This is a genomic window from Actinomadura formosensis (assembly GCF_050948385.1).
GTDB classification, from domain to species: domain Bacteria; phylum Actinomycetota; class Actinomycetes; order Streptosporangiales; family Streptosporangiaceae; genus Spirillospora; species Spirillospora formosensis.
Window position 1 is genome coordinate 1,563,772 of record NZ_CP192011.1, and the last position, 22,960, is coordinate 1,586,731.

General features: G+C 71.5%; 20 protein-coding genes and 1 tRNA gene. 13 read left to right on the forward strand and 8 right to left on the reverse strand.

The genetic code is table 11. The features are described 5' to 3' along the window. The first annotated feature begins 103 nt into the window (after positions 1-103). Positions 104-466, forward strand: a complete 363-nt coding sequence (locus tag ACQP1N_RS07400) for a VOC family protein (protein ID WP_433229899.1) — start codon at positions 104-106, stop codon at positions 464-466. Here ACQP1N_RS07400 and ACQP1N_RS07405 read toward each other — a convergent pair. Beyond that, a complete protein-coding gene (locus tag ACQP1N_RS07405) occupies positions 458-1,204 on the reverse strand; it encodes a TetR/AcrR family transcriptional regulator (RefSeq protein ID WP_067796193.1) in 747 nt (248 codons plus the stop codon). The genes ACQP1N_RS07400 and ACQP1N_RS07405 overlap by 9 nt on opposite strands. A gap of 53 nt (positions 1,205-1,257) precedes the next feature. Further along, on the reverse strand, positions 1,258-2,211 hold the full coding sequence (locus ACQP1N_RS07410; protein ID WP_067796189.1) for an acyl-CoA desaturase: 954 nt from the start codon (positions 2,209-2,211) through the stop codon (positions 1,258-1,260). Between the two features lie 401 nt (positions 2,212-2,612). Here ACQP1N_RS07410 and ACQP1N_RS07415 point away from each other — a divergent pair, with 401 nt between their 5' ends. After that, on the forward strand, positions 2,613-3,371 hold the full coding sequence (locus ACQP1N_RS07415) for a hypothetical protein (protein ID WP_433229903.1): 759 nt from the start codon (positions 2,613-2,615) through the stop codon (positions 3,369-3,371). A 3-nt stretch (positions 3,372-3,374) separates the two neighbouring features. Continuing rightward, entirely contained in the window at positions 3,375-3,608 is a 234-nt protein-coding gene (locus ACQP1N_RS07420; protein ID WP_084262774.1) for a hypothetical protein, read from the forward strand. Here ACQP1N_RS07420 and ACQP1N_RS07425 read toward each other — a convergent pair. After that, positions 3,579-3,649 (reverse strand) — tRNA-Gln (locus ACQP1N_RS07425). The genes ACQP1N_RS07420 and ACQP1N_RS07425 overlap by 30 nt on opposite strands. A 297-nt stretch (positions 3,650-3,946) precedes the next feature. On the opposite strand from ACQP1N_RS07425, the gene glmU reads away from it, so the two are divergent. From glmU to ACQP1N_RS07475, 10 genes are all read left to right on the forward strand, one after another. After that, a complete protein-coding gene (gene glmU / locus ACQP1N_RS07430; RefSeq protein ID WP_242608719.1) occupies positions 3,947-5,338 on the forward strand; it encodes a bifunctional UDP-N-acetylglucosamine diphosphorylase/glucosamine-1-phosphate N-acetyltransferase GlmU in 1,392 nt (463 codons plus the stop codon). Positions 5,339-5,502: 164 nt separating this feature from the next. Next, complete coding sequence (locus tag ACQP1N_RS07435) at positions 5,503-6,483, forward strand: ribose-phosphate diphosphokinase (protein ID WP_084262773.1); 981 nt, start codon at positions 5,503-5,505, stop codon at positions 6,481-6,483. A 241-nt stretch (positions 6,484-6,724) separates the two neighbouring features. Continuing rightward, positions 6,725-7,351 (forward strand): 50S ribosomal protein L25/general stress protein Ctc, encoded by a 627-nt coding sequence (locus ACQP1N_RS07440; RefSeq protein WP_067796178.1) that lies wholly within the window; start codon positions 6,725-6,727, stop codon positions 7,349-7,351. A gap of 95 nt (positions 7,352-7,446) precedes the next feature. Further along, positions 7,447-8,022, forward strand: coding sequence for an aminoacyl-tRNA hydrolase (gene pth / locus ACQP1N_RS07445; RefSeq protein WP_433229907.1), 576 nt, complete (start codon positions 7,447-7,449; stop codon positions 8,020-8,022). Positions 8,023-8,275: 253 nt separating this feature from the next. Beyond that, a complete protein-coding gene (locus tag ACQP1N_RS07450; protein WP_067796171.1) occupies positions 8,276-9,754 on the forward strand; it encodes a sugar transferase in 1,479 nt (492 codons plus the stop codon). Between the two features lie 84 nt (positions 9,755-9,838). After that, positions 9,839-10,822, forward strand: a complete 984-nt coding sequence (locus tag ACQP1N_RS07455; RefSeq protein ID WP_433229912.1) for an inositol monophosphatase family protein — start codon at positions 9,839-9,841, stop codon at positions 10,820-10,822. Between the two features lie 108 nt (positions 10,823-10,930). Further along, on the forward strand, positions 10,931-11,848 hold the full coding sequence (gene cysD, locus ACQP1N_RS07460; RefSeq protein ID WP_067796165.1) for a sulfate adenylyltransferase subunit CysD: 918 nt from the start codon (positions 10,931-10,933) through the stop codon (positions 11,846-11,848). Positions 11,849-11,877: 29 nt separating this feature from the next. Beyond that, complete coding sequence (locus tag ACQP1N_RS07465; RefSeq protein WP_433232606.1) at positions 11,878-13,140, forward strand: sulfate adenylyltransferase subunit 1; 1,263 nt, start codon at positions 11,878-11,880, stop codon at positions 13,138-13,140. 68 nt (positions 13,141-13,208) lie between these two features. After that, the gene (locus tag ACQP1N_RS07470) at positions 13,209-14,105 is read left to right on the forward strand and encodes a glycosyltransferase family 2 protein (RefSeq protein WP_067796162.1); all 897 of its coding nucleotides are present in this window, start codon (positions 13,209-13,211) and stop codon (positions 14,103-14,105) included. Positions 14,106-14,198: 93 nt separating this feature from the next. Next, positions 14,199-15,062 carry a hypothetical protein gene (locus ACQP1N_RS07475; protein ID WP_433229917.1) on the forward strand — a complete coding sequence of 288 codons (864 nt, stop codon included), beginning with the start codon at positions 14,199-14,201 and terminating at the stop codon, positions 15,060-15,062. On the opposite strand, the gene ACQP1N_RS07480 is transcribed toward ACQP1N_RS07475, so the two are convergent. From ACQP1N_RS07480 to ACQP1N_RS07500, 5 genes are all read right to left on the reverse strand, one after another. Then, on the reverse strand, positions 15,059-16,375 hold the full coding sequence (locus ACQP1N_RS07480) for an RCC1 domain-containing protein (protein WP_433229920.1): 1,317 nt from the start codon (positions 16,373-16,375) through the stop codon (positions 15,059-15,061). The two genes, ACQP1N_RS07475 and ACQP1N_RS07480, sit on opposite strands and share 4 nt — an antisense overlap. After that, on the reverse strand, positions 16,372-17,688 hold the full coding sequence (locus ACQP1N_RS07485) for a ParB N-terminal domain-containing protein (protein ID WP_067807984.1): 1,317 nt from the start codon (positions 17,686-17,688) through the stop codon (positions 16,372-16,374). Before ACQP1N_RS07485 ends, ACQP1N_RS07480 begins: the two co-directional genes overlap by 4 nt. Before the next feature lie 2 nt (positions 17,689-17,690). Next, positions 17,691-19,355 carry an oligosaccharide flippase family protein gene (locus ACQP1N_RS07490; protein ID WP_067807987.1) on the reverse strand — a complete coding sequence of 555 codons (1,665 nt, stop codon included), beginning with the start codon at positions 19,353-19,355 and terminating at the stop codon, positions 17,691-17,693. Next, positions 19,342-21,411 (reverse strand): hypothetical protein, encoded by a 2,070-nt coding sequence (locus tag ACQP1N_RS07495; protein WP_433229925.1) that lies wholly within the window; start codon positions 21,409-21,411, stop codon positions 19,342-19,344. The genes ACQP1N_RS07490 and ACQP1N_RS07495 overlap by 14 nt, the downstream gene beginning before the upstream one ends. Positions 21,412-21,500: 89 nt before the next feature. Then, positions 21,501-22,946 (reverse strand): hypothetical protein, encoded by a 1,446-nt coding sequence (locus tag ACQP1N_RS07500; RefSeq protein ID WP_433229928.1) that lies wholly within the window; start codon positions 22,944-22,946, stop codon positions 21,501-21,503. Positions 22,947-22,960 lie beyond the last annotated feature (14 nt).

The following is a 22,960-nucleotide window of genomic DNA, read 5'->3' on the forward strand; positions in this document are numbered from 1 at the left end:
GTCCGCACATCCCGGCCTCGCGACCCGAGGCCGGCGACCCCTGGCCGGTGGCCGCCCAGACGAACTCAGGGCGGCCACCGGTTGCCACCCTCCGGAGGCAACCATGATCACCGGCGTTCACCACGTCCAGCTCGCCGCCCCGCCCGGCAGCGAGAACCGGCTCCGCGCCTTCTACACCGGCGTCCTCGGACTCGACGAAGTCCCCAAACCACCCGAACTCGCCGGACGCGGCGGAGCCTGGTTCCGCGGCAACGGCACCGAACTCCACCTCGGCATCGAGCAGGACTTCCACCCCGCCCGCAAAGCCCACCCCGGACTCCTCGTCCACGACCTCGACGCCCTCGCCGCACGCCTCCGCGCCGCAGGCCACGACATCAGGCCGGACGACCTCCTCCCCGGATACCGGCGCCTCTACGCCAACGACCCCGTCGGGAACCGCCTCGAATTCCTGCAGCCGTCACGCTGACGCGTCGGGAATCTCCTCGACATCACGCTGCGCCTTGCGCTGCGCCTTCTCCGCCTTCGCAGCCGCCTTCCCCTCCGCTCTCTCCGCCTTCGCCGCCGCCTTCTCGGCCAACCTCTCCCGGCGCTCCATCTCCTTGCGGCGGCGACGCGGATCCAGCGACGGCCTCGGCTCCAGCCCCGACAGGCCGTTCCACGCGAGATTCACCACATGCGCCGCCACATCCTCCCGGCGCGGCTTGCGGACGTCCAGCCACCACTGGCCCGTCAACGCCACCATGCCGACCAGACTCTGCGCATACAGCGGAGCGAACTTGTCGTCATAGCCGTGCCGGTCGAACTCCTGCGCGAGGATGTGCTCGACCTCACCGGCGATCTCACTCAGCAGGCTGGCATAGGTGCCGGTACCCGTACCGCCGTGCGAATCGCGAACCAGAATCCGGAACCCGTCCGGATGACCCTCGATGTACTCCAGCAGCGCCAGCGCGGCCTTCTCCAGCTTGCTCCGGTAGTGGACCACCGAGTTCAGCGCGTCCGTCACCAGCTTCAGCAGCCGCTCGAACTCCCGGTCGACGACGACCGCGTAAAGCCCTTCCTTGCCACCGAAGTGCTCGTACACCACGGGCTTCGACACCCCGGCCGCCGAGGCGATCTCCTCCACCGAGGTACCGTCCAGACCGCGCCCGGCGAACAGCGAACGGCCGACGTCGAGAAGCTGCTCGCGGCGTTCCTTGCCGGTCATCCGCTTTCTGCGGGTCCTCGGAGCGGGTTCTGTCACAGGATCAATTGTGGCGGTCAAACCGCCTGCTTTGTGCGCTTCGCCGCCAGCCTGTCGCTGTTCGGCCACCGGACGCCGTACGCCCAGCCCGCCTTCTCGAACGCCTGGATGATCCGGGCGCTGATGTCGACCTGCCCCTTCAGCACGCCGTGCCGCGCGCACGTCGGATCCGAATGATGCAGGTTGTGCCAGGACTCGCCGAGGGACGGGATGGCCAGCCACCACACGTTGCGGGACTTGTCCCGCACCTCGAACTCCTCCTTGCCGAACGTGTGGCAGATCGAGTTGATCGACCACGTCACATGGTGCACCAGCGTGATCCGGACGAACCCCGCCCAGAACAGCGCGGTCAGGAAACCCGCCCACGACATCGTGACCAGCCCGCCGATCACCGCCGGCAGCAGGAACGACACCGCCACCAGCCCCGGGAACGCGGCATGGACGCGCCGGACGTCCCGGTCGTTGAGCAGATCCTTCGCGAACCGCTGCTTGGACGTCCGGTTCGCGTCGAACAGCCACCCGTAGTGGGCCCAGGCCAGCCCCTTCGCCAGCGCCTTCCAGTCGTCACCGAACCGCCACGGCGAATGCGGATCGAACTCCTTGTCCGAGTGCTTGTGGTGGCGCCGGTGATCGGCGACCCACGTGATGACCGGCCCCTCGATGGCCATGCTCCCGGCCAGCGCCATGGCGATCTTCAAGCCCCGCTTCGCCTTGAACGACCCGTGCGTGAAGTACCGGTGGTACCCGACCGTGATGCCCCCCGCGGACAGCACGTAGAACACCGCCGTGAGCACGACGTCCGTCCAGCCGAGGAACCGGCCCCACGCCAGCGGAACCGCCGCGAACAGCGCGAGGAGCGGCACCCCGGTGAACACGGCGATGAGCACCCGTTCGGCTGTGCCGCGCGCCTCCGGCACGATCTCGGGCCGCGGCTGCGGACGAGGTGGATCGACGGTCGGAGCTGTTGTCATGCGTCACCACTTTCTGTGACTCGGGGGCGGTCTTACCTACGCCAACGTAAGCTACGCATCCGTAAGTTGGACAGTGCCGAAAGGTAAAATCAGTGAGAAACCACCTCTCGGGCCACAAACTCCTCTTGGGGAACACCGTCGCGAGGCGATGGCGAGGTGCCCCCCTCGTCCCGCGAGAACGCCTCACCCGCGCCGCGAGCCCGCTCCTCGACCTGTGCATGTCCGCGGTGATCGTCGCGCCACCCGTCCCTGGAGGCGGCCGACCCGCACGGAAAGGGACTTGCCTGCAGCGGGCGCACTAAACCGATCCGGACAAACGACTCACTCGCGACATTGCAGAAAGCAACAATATGGCAACGTAGAGTTAAAATCGGTGGTAGGTTTCCGCCATGAGTGGACCAATGCCGGACGAGATCCGAGACAAACTCAAGCCCAAGGCCATCGAACTCCGCCGCCAGGGCTGGACCTACCGCGAGATCGCGGGCTCCCTGAATATCGCCATAAGTACCTGCTCGCTCTGGTTACGGGACGTGCCCTACGAGCGTCGGCCAGGCTACGAGCAGGAACGAGTCGCGGCGATGTGGAAGGCCCGTTGGGAGCCCTACCACATCGAGGCCGAGCAGCGGCGGCAGGAGATCAAGCTGGGCGCCTGCCGTGAGCTGGGCGGTCTAAGCGAGCGCGAGGTGGTGATCGCCGGTGCGCTCGTGTACTGGTGTGAGGGGACCAAGGACAAGATCTACCGGCGTACCGAGAAGGTGTCGTTCATCAACAGCGACCCGGCGCTGGTGGTCTTCTTCCTGCGCTTCCTCGGCGTCGTCGGGGTGCCGCGCGACCACGTACAAGTGCGTCTGCACATCCACGAGACGGGTGACGTCGAGGCCGCGACGAAGTGGTGGAGCGATCTGGTCGGGACGCCGGTCGAGCGCTTTGAAAATCCGGTGATCAAGAAACACAACCCCAAGACCACCAGGAAGAACCTCCTCGATGAGTACCGAGGATGTCTACAGATCACCATCAGGAAGGGCGCGGACCTCTACCGGCGCATCGAGGGGTGGGCCTACGGTGCGATGCTGGGCGGTGACCCTGCCGAGGCTCGTCTGATCAGCCGTTCCGACGAGGTCCTCAGCAAGATCCTCAACGATCGCGGCAGGCAAGGGTAATAGGTGTGGTGGGGCGATCTGGTCGGGACGCCGGTCGAGGGGTTCGAAAAGCTGGTGATCAAGAAGCGCAAGCCGAAGAACACCGTCGACGCCTACAAAGGGTGCCCTCTTGTCACGGTCAGGCAGAGCGCGGACCTCTACCGAAGGATCGAGGGTTGGGCCTTCGGTACCATGCTCGCCCCTCGCCAGGAAATCCGGACAAACGTGCTCCCGGGGGAGGATTCGAACCTCCGTTGACTGAACCAAAATCAGTAGTCATGCCCCTAGACCACCCGGGATTGGGTGAAATCGGACACCAGTCAGGTGCTGGTACCGAGCTTGCCGGGCCAACGATACCGAGTCGGAGCCAACGGCCCCACATCTTTGATGTAGGGCGGGGATGGCGTCGGGTGGGCGGCGGGGTGACTGGGTGCGGGCGGGCGGTATCCTGCCCGTGTCGGGTGTGCTCTGGCCTGCCGTCTCGCAGGTGGGCGCGTCCGTGACCGATCCCGTCCGCGATGCCGAGGAGCCTCCTTGTGAGCGCTGCGAGCCGACCGGCCGCCGTCATCGTTCTCGCCGCGGGCGAGGGCACCCGGATGAAGTCCCGTAAGTCGAAGGTCCTGCACGAGCTGTGCGGGCGCAGCATGCTCGGCCATGTGCTGGCCGCCGCGCGCCGGCTGGAGCCGGAGCGGCTCGTCGTGGTGGTCGGGCACCGGCGCGAGCAGGTCGTCGCGCATCTCGCCGAGCACGCGCCGGACGCCGAGGCGGCCGTCCAGGAGCGGCAGGGCGGGACGGGGCACGCCGTGCGGATGGCGCTGGAGCAGACCGGCGCGCTGGAGGGGACCGTCGTGGTCACCAACGGCGATCATCCGCTGCTGCGGGGGGAGACGTTGCAGGCGCTCGTCCGGGCCCATGAGGACGAGGGCAATGCCGCCACCGTGCTGACGACCGAGATGCCGGACGCGACCGGGTACGGGCGGATGGTGCGGGCGGCGGACGGCAGCGTCGAGGCGATCGTCGAGCACAAGGACGCCACCGCGGAGCAGCGCGAGATCACCGAGATCAACGTCGGCATGTACGCCTTCGACGGGGCGTTGCTGGCGGACGCGCTCAAGCGGGTGACCACCGACAACGCCAACGGCGAGGAGTACCTCACCGACGTGGTCGCGATCCTGCGCGGGGACGGTCACCGGGCGGGCGCGCATCTGGCGGCCGACTGGGTGGAGACCCAGGGCGTGAACGACAGGGTCCAGCTCGCGCAGGCGCGGCGGCAGTTGAACGACCGGATCGTCGAGGCGCACATGCGGGCGGGGGTCACGATCGTCGACCCGGCGTCCACCTGGATCGATGTGGACGTGACCGCCGATGAGGACGCCGAGGTCCACCCGGGGACGCAGTTGCATGGAAGGACGCATCTGGGTGCGGGCTCGCGGGTCGGGCCGGGGTGCACGCTGACCGATACGAGGGTCGGCGAGGGTGCGTCCGTGGTCAACGCCGTGTGCGTGGAGGCGGAGGTCGGGCCGGAGGCGTCGGTGGGGCCCTACGCCTATCTGCGGCCTGGGACGAGGCTGGCGCGCAAGGCCAAGGTCGGGACGTATGTCGAGACGAAGAACGCCGACATCGGTGAGGGCTCGAAGGTGCCGCATCTGACCTATGTGGGCGATGCCGAGATCGGTGAGCACTCGAACATCGGCGCCAGTTCGGTGTTCGTCAACTATGACGGTGTGCAGAAGCGTCGCAGTGTCATCGGGTCCCATGTGAAGGTCGGCAGCGACAACATGATCGTGGCGCCGGTGACGGTGGGTGATGGTGCTTATACGGCGGCCGGGTCGGTGATCATCCAGGATGTCCCGCCGGGGGCGTTGGGGGTCGCGCGGGCGCGGCAGCGCAACGTCGAGGGCTGGGTGGAGCGGACGCGGCCGGGTACGGCGGCGGCGGAGGCGGCCCGCCGGGCGAAGGGCGAAGGCGAGGGCGCGGGCGCGCCGTAGCCCGGTGCCGAGGTGACGACGGTCCCGCTCCAGGAGCGGGGAGGTGGAGGACGGCGGTGTCCTTCGACAACAGAGCAACCCGCGGGCCGCACTCTTGTGGTGCGCGGGGAGTGGGGACAACACCCCACATGTAAGGCACATCCATTGAGGGGGAGTTGTCAGAGGTGAGTGGGATCAAAGCGAGTGGTCAGAAGAAGTTGATGCTCTTCACTGGCCGAGCCCACCCGGACCTGGCCAAGGAAGTAGCCGACAACCTCCACATCGAGCTGACACCGACGTCCGCGTATGACTTCGCCAACGGTGAGACGTTCGTGCGGTTCCTGGAGTCGGTCCGTGGCTCCGACGCTTTCGTGATCCAGAGCCACACGGCTCCCATCAATCAGTGGATCATGGAGCAGTTGATCATGGTGGATGCGCTGAAGCGCGCGTCGGCCAATCGGATCACCGTGGTGGCGCCGTTCTTCGGGTACGCGCGGCAGGACAAGAAGCACCGGGGCCGTGAGCCGATTTCGGCGCGGCTGATGGCGGATCTGTTCAAGACGGCGGGCGCCGACCGGCTCCTCACCGTGGACCTGCACACCGCGCAGATCCAGGGTTTCTTCGATGGCCCGGTGGATCACCTGTTCGCGCTGGATCTGCTGGCCGGGCATTTCGAGAGCCGGCTGGACACCTCGCAGGTGACGGTGGTGGCGCCGGACGCGGGCCGGGTGCGGGTGACCGAGCGCTGGTCGGACCGGCTGGGCGGTGTGCCGATGGCGATCATCCACAAGAAGCGCGACCCGGATGTGGCGAACGAGGTCAAGGTCTTCGATGTGGTCGGCGAGGTCAAGGGCCGCACCTGCGTGGTGGTCGACGACATGATCGATACCGGTGGGACGATCGTGAAGGCCGCGGACGCGCTGTTCGAGAACGGTGCCACGAAGGTCGTGGTGGCGGCGACGCACGGTGTGCTGTCGGGCCCGGCGGTGGACCGGCTGAAGAACTCCCGTATCTCCGAGGTGGTGTTGACGAACACGCTGCCGATTCCGGAGGAGAAGCAGTTCGACAAGCTGACCGTCCTGTCGATCGCTCCTCTCGTCGCCCATGCGATCAACCAGGTCTTCAGTGACGGCTCGGTGACGAGCCTGTTCGGGGGGCACAGTTAGCTCTTGGGCGGCGGTTTCTCGGCGGGCGCTGGCGTTGGGCGTGGCGGCGATCGGCTAGACTTGGTTAATCCGCGTATGCCCCGGGTCGTTCAGTGTGGTGCCGGTGCTGGGGTCGCACTCCCCGGGGAACGCAAAGAATCTTCGAGGCGCCTGACGCATCGAGCATCGCCTGAGACGCACTGTCCGCAGCGGACGTCCGATGGCGGACGGCCGTGGATCGCAACAACGAGGAGTTTTCGCCGTGTCCGAGGTACGCATTGCCGCCGAGCCGCGCACCGAGTTCGGTAAGGGTGCCGCGCGGCGCACCCGCCGGGCCGGCAAGGTGCCCGCCGTCCTCTACGGTCACGGCACCGACCCGGAGCACATCTCGCTGCCGGGGCATGATCTGATGCTCGCGCTCAAGACGCCGAACGTGCTGCTGACCATCGAGGGGCTCGGTAACGGCACCGCGCTGGCACTGCCGAAGGACGTGCAGCGCGATCCGATCAAGGGGTTCCTGGAGCACGTTGACCTGCTGCTGGTGAAGCGCGGTGAGAAGGTCGTCGTCGACCTGCCGGTGAACGTGGTCGGTGACGTGGTCCCGGGCGGTCAGGTGGCGCAGCAGGTGGTGGAGATCTCCGTGGAGGCGGAGGCGACGCACATTCCCGAGTCCGTGGATGTGGATGTCTCCGGGCTGGAGATCGACTCGCAGGTGCTGGCGAAGGACCTGAGGCTTCCGTCGGGGACGACGCTGGTGGCGGACGATGAGACGCTGATCCTGCAGATCCAGGACGCGTCGGCGGCGACGGCGCCGGAGGCCGCGGCGGAGGCCGCCGAGGCCGCCGGGGGTGAGGCCGCCGCGGCCGAGGGTGAGGCCGCCGCGGAGTGACGCGTGGCCGGGTGGCCGGCCGCATCGTTCTTTCTTTCATGGCCCCCGCGGGTGTGCGCACCGGCGGGGGTCATGGACGTCTGTGAGGAGTTCGGGTGAGCGCGGATCCGTGGCTGGTGGTGGGGCTGGGTAATCCGGGGCCGTCGTATGCGGGGAACCGGCATAACGCGGGGTTCATGGTGCTGGACGTCCTGGCGGCGCGGGCCGGGGGCCGGTTCAGGTCGCATCGGGCGCGGGCGGATGTGCTGGAGGGGCGGCTGGCGGGTGCGCGGGCGGTGCTGGCGAAGCCGCGGTCGTTCATGAACGAGTCGGGCGGTCCGGTGAAGGGGCTGCGGGATTTCTACAAGGTGCCGGTGGAGCGGCTGATCGTCGTCCATGACGAGCTGGACGTCCCGTTCGGTGCGGTGCGGCTGAAGCTGGGCGGTGGTGACAATGGCCACAACGGGCTGCGGTCGATCACGAAGTCGCTGGGGTCGGGGGAGTACCTGCGGGTGCGGTTCGGGGTGGGGCGCCCGCCGGGCCGGATGGACGCGGCGGCGTTCGTGCTGAGGGACTTCTCCGCGGCGGAGCGCAAGGATCTCGACCTTGAGGTGGACCGGGCGGCGGATGCGGTGGAGGCGCTGGTGTCGCAGGGGTTGGCGGCGGCGCAGAACGTGTTCCACGCGGGGTGACCGTATCCGGCCGTCCGTTCGGTGGCCGGTCGGTGATCATGCGGGTGCGGCCGTTGTTTCGCCGGTGGGCGCCGCGAGGCGCTGATGTTGCGGGTGTGATGTGGGCATTCACGCGATGACCATGGTAAACCGGTCGTAGGATGCTGCATGAATGAGGTGCGGGGTCCATGTGAACCTCGGGCGGCGTTCAACCGTCTTCGGTGTGAATCGCGCGCTGACGGGGCGCCCGTTACAGGGGATTGGTGAGATCTTTATGGCCGTCGTTGACAAGGTCCAGGCCAAGTCATCGATCCGCCATGAGCAGGGACGCGTCCGGTCACAGAACTGGAGTGGATCTTACCGCCGGTTGGCGCGGTGGCTCGACTTCGTCAGCATGTTGATGGCCGGCGTCATCGCGTTCGTGCTCAGGTTCCCGGGGGTGCCGACCGAGCTGGACGCGCCGTACGTGGTGTTGACCATCGTTCTTCCTCTCGTGTGGGTGCCGACGCTGATGCTGTGCCGGGCGTACCAGCCCAAGTACGTCGGCGTCGGGTCCGAGGAGTTCCACCGGGTGCTGCGCGCCGGGTTCATCCTGACCGCGACGGTCGCGATCGTGGCGTATGCGACGAAGACCGAGGTGGCGCGCGGCTATGTGGTGATGGCGCTGCCGCTCGGGACGCTGCTCGCGCTCGTCGCCCGCTACCGGCTGCGCAAGTGGCTGCACAAGAAGCGGTGGAACGGCGAGTGCATGCGGCGTGTGGTCGCGGTGGGGCACCGGACGGCGGTGGCCGACCTGATCCGGCTGCTGCGGCAGAAGCGGTACCACGGTATGGACATCGTGGCGGTGTGCCTGCCGCCCGCGCTGGCGTCGGGTGACGACGCGGTGGCCGAGGTCGAGGGCGTGCCGGTGCTGGGCGACTTCGCGCAGGCGGCGACGGTCGCGGACCGGCTCGGCGCCGACTCGGTGGCGGTGCTGGCCTGTCCGGAGATGGACGGGGTGGCGCTGCGCCGGCTGGCGTGGCAGATCGAGCGCGATGACGTCGAGCTGGTGGTGGCGCCGGCGCTGATGGACGTGGCCGGTCCGCGGATCTCGATCCGCCCGGTGTCGGGGCTGCCGCTGCTGCACGTGGAGCACCCGGAGCTGGACGGGGGCCGCAAGGTCTTCAAGGGTCTGTTCGACCGGGTCGCGGCGCTCGCCGGGATCGTGGCGCTGAGCCCGCTGCTGGCGCTGGTCGCGCTTTTGATCAAGTTCGACGGGGACGGCGGCCCGGTGCTGTTCCGGCAGACCCGGGTCGGTCGCGGCGGCCGGGAGTTCACCGTGCTGAAGTTCCGCACGATGGTGCGGGACGCGGAGGCGCGGCGGGTGGAGCTGCTGGCGGCCAACGAGAACGACGGGGTGCTGTTCAAGATCCGGGAGGACCCGCGGGTGACCCGGGTGGGGCGGTGGCTGCGCCGCTACTCGCTGGACGAGCTGCCGCAGATGTTCAATGTGCTGCGCGGGGACATGTCGCTGGTGGGTCCGCGTCCGCCGCTGCCGGAGGAGGTCGCCCAGTACGGCGGCGACGTGTACCGGCGGCTGGTGGTGAAGCCGGGGTTGACGGGCCTGTGGCAGGTGTCGGGCCGCTCGGACCTGACGTGGGAGGAGTCGGTGCGGCTCGACCTGCGCTACGTCGACAACTGGACGCTCGCGCTCGACCTGCAGATCATGTGGAGGACCTGGTCGGCGGTGTTCCGCGGCTCCGGCGCCTACTGATCGGGCCCCGGGTCCCGGGGGTGCTCGGGGACGCATGAGAAAGTAGACCGAACAGACCATTCGAGTCGGGAATGTGAGCACGGGATGACCGAGGGAGCGGCGGTGGACGACCACGTGCTGGCGGCGGAGCTCGCCGGTGCGGCGGGGCGGCTGCTGCTGGGCGTGCGGGACGAGGTGGGGTTCGCGGACGCGCGGGCCTTGAAGGACACGGGCGACCTGCGGGCGCACGAGTACCTCATGGCGGCGCTGGCGGAGCGCTGTCCCGGCGACGCCGTGCTGTCGGAGGAGGGCCGTTCCTCGGCGGCGGGGAAACGCTCGAAGGGCGATGGCCGCGCCCCGACCCGCAACACCGCCGACGCCGAGCGGCGCACCGCCCGGCGGGTGTGGATCGTCGACCCGCTGGACGGGACCCGCGAGTTCTCCGAGGAGGGCCGCCGCGACTGGGCCGTCCATGTGGCGCTGTGGGAGCGCGACGCGTCCGGGAGGGGGCGGCTGGTCGCCGGGGCGGTGGCGCTGCCGGCGCAGGGCCTGACGCTCCGCACGGACGCGACGGGCGGTGCCTCGCTCGTCCGGGCGGAGCCGGGGGAGCGGGGCCCCGTCCCGGCCGGTCCGGACGTGGTGCGCCGGACGCAGCCGCGTGAGGTGCCGCTGCACGTCCCGGCGCCGGACGCGGGCAAGCTCCGCATCGCGGTCAGCCGGACGCGTCCGCCGGAGTTCGTGCGGCACCTGGCCGAGCGCCTGGCGAAGGCGCGGGCGGGGGATGGTTCCGGTTCGGACGGCATCGATGTGGAGCTGGTGCCGATCGGGTCGGCGGGGGCGAAGATCTCCGCGGTGCTGCTCGGCGAGGTCGACGCGTATGTGCACGCGGGCGGCCAGTACGAGTGGGACTCGGCGGCCCCGGCGGCGGTGGCGCTCGGTGCGGGCGCGCACGCGTCCCGGATCGACGGGGCGCCGCTGGAGTACAACCGGGAGGATCCGCGGCTGCCGGATATCCTGGTGTGCCATCCCGTGTCGGCACCGGCGCTGCTGACCGGCATCGAGGACGTGAGCGGCGTCCTGCCCGGCTGACCCGCCGGCCGGGCGGAGCGAGTCGCGTAGGCCGGAGTTCGATCCGGTGGGACGTCCGTCCCGTCGCCACCGGTTGCATCTGCCAGAACGTGGAGAGAACCCCAGACCATGCAGCGTTCCGATTATCTGCTGTCGCAGCTAGACGTCCTCGAAGCCGAGTCGATCCATATCTTCCGGGAGGTGGCGGCCGAGTTCGAGCGGCCGGTGCTGCTGTTCTCGGGCGGCAAGGACAGCCTGGTGATGCTGCGCCTCGCCGAGAAGGCGTTCTGGCCTGCGCCGATCCCGTTCCCCGTGCTGCATGTCGACACCGGCCACAACTTCCCCGAGGTGATCGAGTTCCGGGACCGGCGGGTCGCGGAGCTGGGGGTCCGGCTGGTGGTGGCGTCGGTGCAGGACGCGATCGACGCCGGCACGGTGGTGGAGCAGAAGGGCCGCCGGGCGTCCCGGAACCGGCTGCAGATCGCGCCGCTGCTGGAGGCGATCGAGGAGCACCGGTTCGACGCCGCGTTCGGCGGGGCGCGGCGGGACGAGGAGAAGGCCCGCGCGAAGGAGCGGGTCGTGTCGTTCCGGGACGAGTTCGGGCAGTGGGATCCGAAGAACCAGCGTCCGGAGCTGTGGAACCTGTTCAACACCAGGATCGAGCAGGGGGAGCACGTCCGGGTGTTCCCGCTGTCGAACTGGACGGAACTCGACATCTGGGACTACGTGCGGCGGGAGGACCTCGCCCTCCCCTCGATCTATTTCGCGCATTCCCGCCGGGTGTTCGAGCGTGACGGGCTGCTGCTGGACGCCGAGACGGGTTTTGCGAACCGCGGTGACGACGAGCCGGAGTTCGCGGCGACGGTCCGGTACCGGACGGTGGGGGACGCGTCCTGCACCGGCGCGGTGAAGTCGTCGGCGGTGACGCTGGACGAGGTGATCGAGGAGATCGCGGCGACCCGGATCACCGAGCGCGGCCAGACCCGCGCCGACGACCGGACGAGCGAGGCCGCGATGGAGGACCGCAAGAAGGAGGGGTACTTCTGATGGCCGGGACCGAACCCGCGGGCAAGCCGATGGACCTTCTGCGGTTCGCCACCGCCGGCAGCGTCGACGACGGCAAGTCGACCCTGATCGGCCGGCTGCTGTTCGACTCCAAGTCGATCTTCGAGGATCAGCTGGAGGCGGTGGAGCGCACGAGCACCGAGCGGGGCGAGGAGTACACCAACCTGGCGCTGCTGACCGACGGGCTGCGCGCCGAACGCGAGCAGGGCATCACGATCGATGTGGCGTACCGCTACTTCGCGACGCCGCGCCGCAAGTTCATCATCGCCGACACGCCGGGCCACATCCAGTACACCCGGAACATGGTGACGGGCGCGTCGACGGCCGATCTGGCGATCATTCTGGTGGACGCCCGCAAGGGCATCCTGGAGCAGTCGCGGCGGCACGCGTTCCTGACCACGCTGCTGCAGGTCCCGCACCTGGTCGTGGCGATCAACAAGATGGACCTGGTCGGCTACGACCGGGCCGTCTACGAGCAGATCGTGGACGAGTTCACCGCGTTCGCCTCCAAGCTGGAGGTGACGGACCTGACGTTCATCCCGATCTCGGCGCTGCACGGCGACAACGTCGTCGAGCGCAGCGTGAACATGTCGTGGTACGAGGGGTCGTCGCTGCTGCACCATCTGGAGCACGTCCACATCGCCTCCGACCGCAACCTCATCGACGTGCGGTTCCCGGTGCAGTACGTGATCCGCCCGCACGCCTCCACCGATCCCGACCTGCACGACTACCGCGGTTACGCGGGGCAGGTCGCGGGCGGCGTCCTCAAGCCGGGCGACGAGGTCGTGCACCTGCCGTCCGGCCTGACCACGACGATCACGCACATCGACGGCCCGAACGGGCCGGTGGACGCGGCGTTCTCGCCGATGTCGGTGACGCTGCGCCTCGCCGACGACATCGACATCTCCCGCGGCGACATGATCGCGCGTCCGAACAACCGTCCCGAGGTCGCGCAGGACCTCGACGCGATGGTCTGCTGGATGACCCCGGACCGCACCCTCGCGCCGCGCACCAGGCTGGTCATCAAGCACACGACCCGCACCGCGAAGACGATGGTGAAGGACCTGCACTACCGGCTGGACGTCAACACCCTGCACCGTGACGAGCAGGCGGCGTCCCTCGGCCTGAACGAGATCGGCCGGGTCTCGCTCCGCGTGACGCAGCCGCTGTTCGTGGACGACTACGGCCGCAACCGCCTCACCGGCGGCTTCATCCTGATCGACGAGGCCACGGGCAACACCGTCGCCGCCGGCATGATCCTCGGCGCGCGCTGACCGCACGCCGCGGGGCCGGCCCGGGTCCCGCGGTCCTCCCTTCCGACCCTCGACAAGGCAGGCCCTCGATGCCCCCATCCGTCGGAGTCGTCCTCCCGACGCACAACCGGCCGGAGCTGCTGCGCCGCGCGCTGGAGTCGGTGCTCGCACAGGACTACGAAGGCGAGCTGCGCGCCGTCGTCGTGTTCGACCGGGCGGAGCCGGACGTGTCGCTCGCCGGTGACCGCGTCGAGGTCATCGTCAACACCCGGGAGCCGGGTCTCGCGGGCGCCCGCAACTCCGGCATCCTGGCCCTGGACACCGATCTCGTCGCGTTCTGCGACGACGACGACCAGTGGCTGCCCGGCAAGCTCACCGCGCAGGTGAAGGCCCTCGAAGGCGAACCGGACGCGGTGCTGTGCAGCTCCGGCATCCTCATCGACTTCGACGGGCGGGAACTGCCCCGGCTGGCCGGAACCGGCCGCGTCACCTATGCCGCGCTGATCCGCGACCGGATGATGAGCGTCCACTCGTCCACGTATGTGGCGCGCCGCGAGCCGCTGATCGAGATCGGCATGGTGGACGAGACGATCCCCGGCAGCCAGGGCGAGGACTGGGACCTCGCGCTGCGCGCCGCCCGCCGCCACCCCGTCGTGAACGTCGACGAGCCGTACGTCCGCGTCCTGTGGGGGCTGACGTCGTACTACGCGCAGGCGTGGGAGACGAAGGTGGCCGCGCTGGAGTGGTTCCTGGAGCACTACCCGGAGATCGGGAAGGAGCCGGGCGCGGCCGGACGCGTATACGGGCAGCTCGCGTTCGGCTGCGCGACCGTCGGCCGCCGCAAGGACGCGCTGCGCTGGTCGGCGCGCGCGCTGAAGGCGAACCCGGCCGAACGCCGTGTCCCGTTCGCGCTGGCGGTGGCGTCCGGGGTCGTGTCCGGCAAACGCGTCCTGCTCGCCCTGCACACCCGGGGCCGCGGCATCTGACGCGAGCCGCGCCGAGTCCCGGGCTTCCACCACCTTTCCCCATGTCGCGCCGCTACTGTCAATGCCCGTCGCCGTGCTAGAAGGAGCCTGTCCGTGAACATCTCTTCCCGCCGCATCGTCGCGTCCGGGACGCTGGCGCTGGCCCTGGCGCCGGCGCTCGCGCTGACCGCCACTCCCGCGTTCGCGGGCGTGGACCTCGACGCGGTCGCCGAGGGCATCACCGAGAGCGGCTACTACGTCGACTCGCACGCCAAGTACTACCGGTCGGACGGGGCGCAGGAGCTGCTCCGCACGGCGCAGGGCCGGTCCGTGCCGGTGTTCATCGCGATCCTCCCGGCCGGGGAGGACGCGGGGCAGGTCCTCCAGCGGCTGCCGGGGCTGATGAACCGGAAGGGCACCTACGTGGTGCTGGCGGGGGACCAGCTCAAGGCGACGTCCAACACGCTGCCGGCGGGCCAGGTGAAGGCCGCTTACACCAAGGCCGTGCAGGGCGGCAAGGGCAAGCCCGACCTGGCGCTGCTGAAGTTCGTCCAGACGCTGCCGGAGTCGAAGTACGCGCCGCCGAAGTCCGGCAAGCCCGGCAACAACGGCAAGCCCGCGCCGCAGTCCACGAAGCAGACCGAAGAGCAGGAGGTGCGGACGCTCGCGCAGGCGCAGCCGACCGGGCCGGCGGCGGGCGCCGAGGACACCGCGGCGAACAAGGACGACGGCGGCTCCATGACCCCGGTCCTGCTCGGCGGCGGCGGACTGGTCGTCGTGGCCGCCGCCGGGGCCGGGTTCCTGCTGTGGCGCCGCCGTTCGGCGAAGCCCGCACCCGCCGGTGCCGCCGCGAGCTCCGCCCCGGCGCCCGGCGCGCCGCCCGCGGCCCCCCAGCCGCCCGCGGAGGCGCCCACGCCGGCCGGCCCCGAGCCCGTGGCACCCAAGCCCGAGACCTCCGAGGACGCCAAGGACGTCTAGGAGCTCATCAGCAGGATCAGGTGGCGTTCACCGGCGCCCGCCGACAGTGCCTTGCCCGGCGCGGCGCCGTGCGCCATCACCAGCGTGCCGGGACGGCTGCGCGGCACCCTGTTGCCGGAGCCGAGCTGGCCGCTGCCGCCCGCGCCCCACGTCAGCGGCGTCCCGTCCGTCAGGATCGCGGCACCGTACGCCTCGCCCGCGTACACCTGGGCGACGCCGCGCAGTTTCGGGCCGTGCCCGGCGGCGACGGTGACGGGTGTGGTGCGCAGCTCCACCGTCCCGTCGCCGAGCTGCCCGGCCGTGTTGTTGCCCCAGGCGACGACCGTGCCGTCCTTGCGCAGCGCGTAGCCGTGTTTCTCCGCCGCGCTGATGCCGGTGACGCCGCCGAGGAAGCCCTTGCCGTGCACACCCGCGACGAGGCCGGGGGTGAGCCGTTCCCGGCGTGACCCGTCGCCGAGCTGCCCGAGGTCGTTGTACCCCCAGGAGGCGACGCGCCCGTCGCGCAGCAGCGCCAGCCCGTACTGGCCGCCGATCGCGATGCGGGTGACGTTGCCGAGGCGTCCGGAGCCGTTCAGGCCGCGCACCGGGACGGGCAGCGACCGGTTCTCGCGGGTGCCGTCGCCGACCATGCCGTAGGCGTTGGCGCCCCAGGCGAGCACCTGCCCGTTGCGGCGCAGCACCAGCTCGGTGTGCCCGTCGGCGGCGATCGCGGTGACGCCGCCGAGCGGTCTGCGCCCGTCCGGTGACCGCACGGTCGTGGGGCCGAGCGGGCCGGTGCGCTCGCCGATCCCGCGCTGCCCGGACGACCCGTCGCCCCACGTCACCACGGTCCCGTCGCGGCGCAGCGCCATCGAGAAGGCGTTGTTCGCGCTGATCGCGACGACGTCGTCCAGGTCGCCGGGGCGCCCGTCGGGGGCGCGGACGGGGACGGGGACGTGCCGGTCCTCGCGGCTGCCGTCGCCGAGCTGGCCGTGGTCGTTGGCGCCCCACGCGACGACCTTGCCGCCGTCGATGACGGCCAGCGAATGCCGGGCGCCGCCGGCGACGGCGTGCACGCGGTCGAGCCGGCCCCGCCCGCCGACCCCGGTGACCGGGGCGAGCTTGAGGTCGATGACGGGACCTGGCCGGCCGAGCTGCCCGTGGTCGTTGAGGCCGCTGGTCCAGACGACGCCGGTCCGCTCGCCCGCCGACCCGGCGGCGGGCGGCAGGGACGACGGCGGTGCCGCGGTGGTGGACGCGGACCGGCTGCACGCCGCCGCCAGGACCATCGGGACGGCCAGGAGCGCGACGAGCGAACGGCGCCCGGCCGTCATGCCGTGCGGACGCAGGCGAACAGGTGCCTGCGGTAGTTGTCCTCGTAGGGCGGGCGGGCGTCCTCGTCGGGGCCGAGGTCGATGATCTCGTCGAAGCTCGTGTTCTCGCGCAGGAACCGCTCGACGCGCGGCGGGTCCCAGCCGCGCAGCGACTCGGCGAACCACGCCTCGTTGTCCTGCCCGGTGTCGAAGAACAGCACCCGGCCGGTGGCGCGGTCCAGGAGCCGGATCAGTTCCTCGGCGCTGACGGACCCGCGGCCGAGGACGAAATGGTGCAGCAGGCTGAAGCACGACACCACGTCCCAGCGGCCGGCGTCGTGGCCGCCGAGGAACTCGACGCAGTCGCCGGTGGAGATGACCCCGTCGCCGAGCCCGTAGACCGCCTGGCCGAGGGGGACGGCGAGCGGGTCGCGCTCGATGCCCTCGGCGGCGAAGCCGCGCCCGGCCATCTGCGCGACGAACCAGCCGTAGCAGCTTGCGACATCGAGGTAGCGGCCTTCGGCGATGCCGCGTTCGCCGAGGAACGCGTCCATCTTGGCGAGCCGGTCGGTGCACTGCCGGACCGTCGTCCAGCCGGACCGCAGCTCGGGCGCGTCGATCGGCTGGTACAGCTCGTGGGTGCCGTCGAGCCAGCTCATCTTGAGCAGCAGGTCCTGCAGGGGGGTGGTGACGGGCAGCCACTTGGCGACGACGTTGGCCCCGTCGGCGCCGCTCATCGCGGCGATCGCGAGACGGTGGTGGCCGTCCAGGATCTGGTACTGGTCGGAGCCGCGGACGGGCGCGACGAGCACCGGGTCCTGCGGGCCGCTCTGCTGCGGGCGGGGTGCCGCGCCGGGCACCTCCTCGCCGCGGTGCCGGGCGATGAACGCGCGGGCCGCGGCGAGCACGCCGGCCTCGTCGGTGCCGCCGAAGTAGTTGCCGCCCGCTTCGATGCAGCGCAGCCCGAGCCGCCCGTAGGCGCTTTCGAGGATCTCGTCGTCGGTCAGGCCGGGCCGCTCGTCCGCGAGGCGGAGCAGGGCGACGTGCGGGCCGTCCAGGAACGGGGTGGACGGCCACAGCAGGTCGCCGGTGCGGTCGGCGAACTCGCGGGCCGTCCAGCCGCCCTGCGCGCCGACGAGGAGCTGGTCGAACCGGACGGGCACCTTCCACGGACGGCGCAGCACGGCGGTGGACACCGCGACGCGGGCGGCGGCCGGGATCGGCAGCGAGCGCCCCGCGTCGACCAGCCGCCCGTACACCGGGCCGCTCGGCGCGAGCCCGCTCTTGCGCAGTACGGCGCGCGACTTCCGGCGTACCTGATCAATTCCTGGCATGGTCAATTCCCGTGGGCAGGGACGCTCCTGGCGGAGGTCGTGTCGGTGGCCGGCGGGGCGGTGGCGCCCGCGGGCCCGGGTGCGGCGCGGCCCCGCCTCCCCGGCAGCAGGGAGGCGAACGCGGTGAGGGACAGCCGCTCGCGACCGCCCCAGAGTAGGGCAACGTACAAGATGGCGCCGGGGATCAGCCCGCAGGCGAGCGCGACCGGGCTGGACCCGGCGACGAGCCGGACGGCCAGCGGCACCGCGGCGAAGCTCACCAGCGCCGAGCCGCCCGCCCAGAACAGCCCGGCGCTCGCCGGGGACATCCCGAGGATGCGGCGGACCTGGACGAGGGCGAGCAGCGTCCGGACGAGCAGCCCGCACGCCCGCGCGATCGCCGCCCCGGCGATCCCGAACGGCGGGATCAGCAGCACGTTCAGCACCAGGTTCACGCCGAGCGCGGCGCTCTGGTTGACCAGGCTCAGCCCGCTGCGGCCCGCCATCAGCAGCATCACGTCACGGGCGCCGGTCGCGGTCGCGACCAGCATCGCCATCGCGAGGATCACGGTGACGACCTCGCCCGTCCCGCGGTACCCGGCGCCGAACGAGCCGACGTAGACCGGCGCGCCGACCGCGATCGACAGGTGCACCGGCCAGGCGAGCACGAGGTTCCAGGACGCGCACACCGCGAAGATCCGCTGCGCGCCGGCCCGGTCGGCGAGCGCCATCAGCCGGCTCACCGCGGGCTGCATGACGTTCTGCACCGCCTGGGTGGCGAGCTGGCTGATCACGATGAACCGGGTCGCGGCGGTGTAGACGGCCGCCTCGCGCGGCGAGCTGAGCGCGGCGACGAGCACGATGTCGGCGCGCTGGAACGCCGTCTGGCAGATCTGCGCGAACGCGCGCGGCGCCGTGAACCGCCAGAAGCCGCCCGCCAGCGGACGCCACCCGGCCGGGGACGCGGCGGTGCCGTCCGGGGCGCCGGCGCGGTGCGACCGGCTGATCTTCAGGTACCAGAGCGCGGCGACGGCCAGGCACGGCAGGTAGGGGACCGCCCAGGCCAGCGCGAGCCACATCGCGTCGTCCGACAGCACCGCCGCCGCGATCACGCCGCCGACCTGGAGCGTCTGCCGCAGGATCTTGTCGACCAGGACGGTCGGCCGCATCGAGCCGTACCCGCGGGTCGCCGCGAGCAGCGCGTCGTGCGCGCCCGCCAGCGGCAGGAACAGCGCCAGCACCCGCACCATGTTCACGGCCTGGTCCGGGTCGTCGGCGCCGATGTGACCCGCCGTCCACGGCGCGGTGAGGGCGAGGACGAGCCCGGCCGCCGCGGCGGTCGCCGCGACCGGGACCAGGGCGACCGGCACCGTCCGGTGCGCCGCGGCCCGGTCGCCGAGCGCGAGATGGCGCGGCAGCCAGCGCAGCAGGCCCGCGTCGGTGCCGAGGCCCGACACCGCCTGCAGGATGATGAACAGCGACGTCGCCGCGAAGAACGTGCCCGCGATCCGCTGCGAGTACAGGTGCGCGACGAGGAAGACCAGCGCGAGTCCCTGGACGCCCGCCACGGCGGCGCCCACCAGGTTGAGGGCGCCGCCCCTCGCCAGCCTGTTCAGATTGGGCCCGCCCGGCGCGGCCTGTCCCGGGGCCGGCCCGGGACCGGCCGCGCCCGGTTCAGGATCCGGCATGCCGCCCCGCCTTGTGCGTCTTGCCGTAGCGGGGCAGGACCTCGCTCGACGTGGGCCCGTCCGCGGAGTCGTTCGGGGGCTCGGGCGGCATGTACTTGGAGATGTCCTCCTGCGTCCGGGCGGAGGCGGACTCCAGCGCCGCCTCCGTCTCCCGCTGCTCGGCGGTGTCCGCGGGCTCGCCGGGTTCGGCGTCGCCCGGCTGCGCCCTGCTCGCCCGCGGCCTGCTCGTCCCGGTGCCCTGGGTGACGTCCGTCGGGGAGACCGGCTTCGGCGCGACGGGCTTGCCCGGCCCGGACGGCGGCTCCAGCGCCGGCGGGGTGGGACGCCGCCCGGGCGGCGGGGCGCCGCGCTGCGCGCCGCCCCGGCGGGCCTGGGCCTGCCGCGCGTCGCCCGGCCGCGGCGGCTGCTTGATCTGCGGCAGCGCCTGCGTGGTCAGCGACGCGGCGTCGGCGGAGTCGTGGTCGTCCTCCCAGCCGAGGGACGCCTCGGGGACGGTGGGCCGCTCGCCGCCCCCGAGCGTCTCGGCGGCCTGCGGCGCCCGGCCGGCCTGCCGCGGCGGCGCCTGCCGCGGCGCGCGTCCGCCGCCGCGCTGCTCCGGCGGCTCCAGCAGCGCGCCCAGCACGGTGACGCCGGCGCGCTCGGCCTCCACGTACGCCTGGCGCAGTTCCTCCCGGGTCGTCACCCCCTGGTTGACGACGAGGATCACCGCGTCCACGAACGTGCACAGCGCCTGCGCGTCCGCGTCGTGCAGGCTGGCCGCGTTCACGACGAGGTACTCGCTGCGGCGGCGCAGCACCTTCACGGTCTCGCGCATCCGCGGGCCGCTGAACCGGTGCGCGGCCTCGGGGGCGCGCGGGCCGCGCGGCAGCAGCCGCAGCTGGGAGTCGGTGTGGATCAGCAGGGTCGCCGGGTCGGTGCCGCTGAGCAGCGTGTCCGACAGGCCCTTGCCGCCGGGACGCGCGCCGAACAGCGTGCTGACGTCGGTGTCGTCGGTGGTGGCGTCGATCATGATGGTCTTGGCGCCGGCGAACGCCAGCGAGACCGCGAGGTTGGCGCTGGCCAGCCGGGCGCTGCCGCCCGGGGTGGCGCTGGCGACCAGCAGCGCCACCGGGGTCTGCGGGGCGGTCGCCACGACCGCGGCGCGCAGCCGCCGGTACGCCTGCCCCGCGGGGCTCTTCGGCGCGCTGACCAGGGCGAGCGTGTCGCCGGTCGGGCCGCCCGCCGGGATCGTGGACAGCGTCCGGACGCCGAGGCCCTCGATCGCCTCGGCGTTGTGCAGCCGCTGGTTCAGCCGCTCGCGCAGCAGCACGACCGCGCAGCCGACGAGGAGGGCGCCGACCAGGCCGCCGGCGCCGAAGGCCGCGGTGCGGATCTGGCCGGGCCCGTCCGGCGCGCCGGCCGGGGTGATGACCTGCCCCGGGTTGATCGGGGTGCTGCCGATGTCGTTGGCCTGCTCGTCGATCACGCCGAGCTGGTTGGTGTAGGCGGTGACGCGCTGGCGCAGCGTGGCGCGCTCGGCGCCGGACGCGACCGCCATCTCCCGGTTCGTCTTGAGCAGCTGCTGCTGCACCTTGCTGGACTGGTTCTTCAGCTTGGTGAGCTGGTTGTTCACCACGTCCTGGGCGCGCTGCTGCCGGTAGGCCAGGTAGGCGTCCGCGAACGCCTGCGCCCCGGCGCGGGCGTCCTTGGCGCTGCCGGCCGTGTAGGTCAGGTTGAGCACCTGGGTGTTGGGCGGGACCGTGACCTCGATCTGGCCCTCCGGGGCGTGCCCGAGCTTCTGCCCGACGATCTTGGCGACCCGGTCGGTGGAGACCAGCTGCGCCTCCGTCTGCAGGTTGACCAGGTCGTCGCCGCGGCCGTTCGGCGAGTACGGGTTGCCCTCCAGCGGGCTGACCAGCACGGTCGAGGTGGCCTTGTACGGTGCGGGCAGCACCAGCGCCGCGATGACGCCCACGGCCGCGCCGACGACGGCCAGCAGGACCAGCAGCGGCATGTACCGCCTGAGCAGGGGCAGCAGCTGACCCTGCTGCGGGTCGGCCGTCTGGTCAGCTCCCACGGCGATCCCCCTCGGTGATCCGGGTCGTGCTCGACGGACAGATGGTCACGACTTTATCCGCGCTTGGCGCGGGGCCGGTTTCGTTCATCTCAACCTCGTGGTGAACGGTGGCCGGGAGCGGTCGCCCGGCGGGCGGGAGTGTCCGGGCTCTGCCTGGTCAGCACGATGCCGCGGGCGGGGGTGGCGGCCTGGTCGAGGGCCAGGACGCCGCGTGCCACCTCGCGGTCCAGGGCGCGGCCGCGCTCCACCACGACCAGGGTGAGGTCGCTGGCGGCGGCCGCGCTGATCGTGTCGGCGGCGTTGATGTCGGGGGTGGTGATGACGACGATGCGCGACTCGCGGCCCGCCTTGTCCATCGCGCGGGTGAGCTGGCGGTCGTCGTCGCCGCGCACCAGCCGGACGCCGAACGTGCGCGGCGGCGGGGCCTCGGCGGGGTCGCGGTCCTCGCCGTCCCCCCGGATGCGCAGCACGGTCGTGGCCGAGCCGCCCTCGGTGCACAGTTCGGCGAGTTCGTAGGCGACCGCGGTGCCGGCGGCGGAGGGGACGCCGGCGACGAGGACGGTGGTGGCCTCGGAGTCGAAGACGAGGTTGCGCAGCCGCCGGCAGATCTCGCGGTGCCCGCCGCCGAGCGCGGCCGACTCCACCATGATCGGCAGCTGCGCGTGCAGCCGGACGTCGGCGGGCCGCCGGATGCGCCGCGGCCGCCGGTCGATGAGCAGGGTGGACACGACCCAGCCCAGCAGCCCGACCCCGAGGCCGCCCGCGAACGCCACGTCCTGGCCGGCGTCGTCGCGGGCGGTGGGCAGTGCGGCGCTGCGCAGCACCTCGCCGGGCTGCACGACCTTGCTGTCCAGCGCGGAGATGTGCTTTTGCACCTCCTCGATCTGCTTCAGGATCTCCTGGCGGCGGGTGCGGGTGGTCCGCCGGACGAGCTCGTCGTCGCTGCCCGGCAGGCTCCTGAGCTGCTTGTGCAGCAGCGTGAGGTACTTCTCCAGCGATTCGCGGTTGCGCTGCTGGAGGCCGCCGAGGATCTGCTGCCGCAGGTCCAGGTACGCCTCCGCGACGGTCTGGGCGCCGCTCTGCGCCGCCTTGGGCGTCCCGGCCCGCACGGCGATCGTCAGCACGTGCGTGCTGTTCGGCACCGACAGGTCGACGCGGCGGCGCAGTTCCTCGTGGGACGCCTGGAAGCCGGGGAACGTGGCGAGCCGGCGCAGCACCTCGTCGGACCAGACGAGCTGCGCCTCGGTGTCCATCGTGGCCTCGCGCGGCTCGCGTTTCTTCTCGTCCAGCGGACGGCCGGGCGTGTAGCCCGGATGCAGCGACACCGGCGGCGCCAGCACCGAGATCCGCGCGGTGTAGCTGGCCGGGGTGAGCATGATCTTCGCGCCTCCCAGCACGCCGCCGGCCAGCAACGCCACCAGCAGCGCCGCGAAATGCCTGCGGACCGCACCCGCGTACCGGGTGACGGGGATCGAGTCCGGAGCGAGCGGCGGTTCCGCCTGCACGCTGGACGGGCCGAGGAAGCGCTTCTTCATCACTGTGCCGTCTT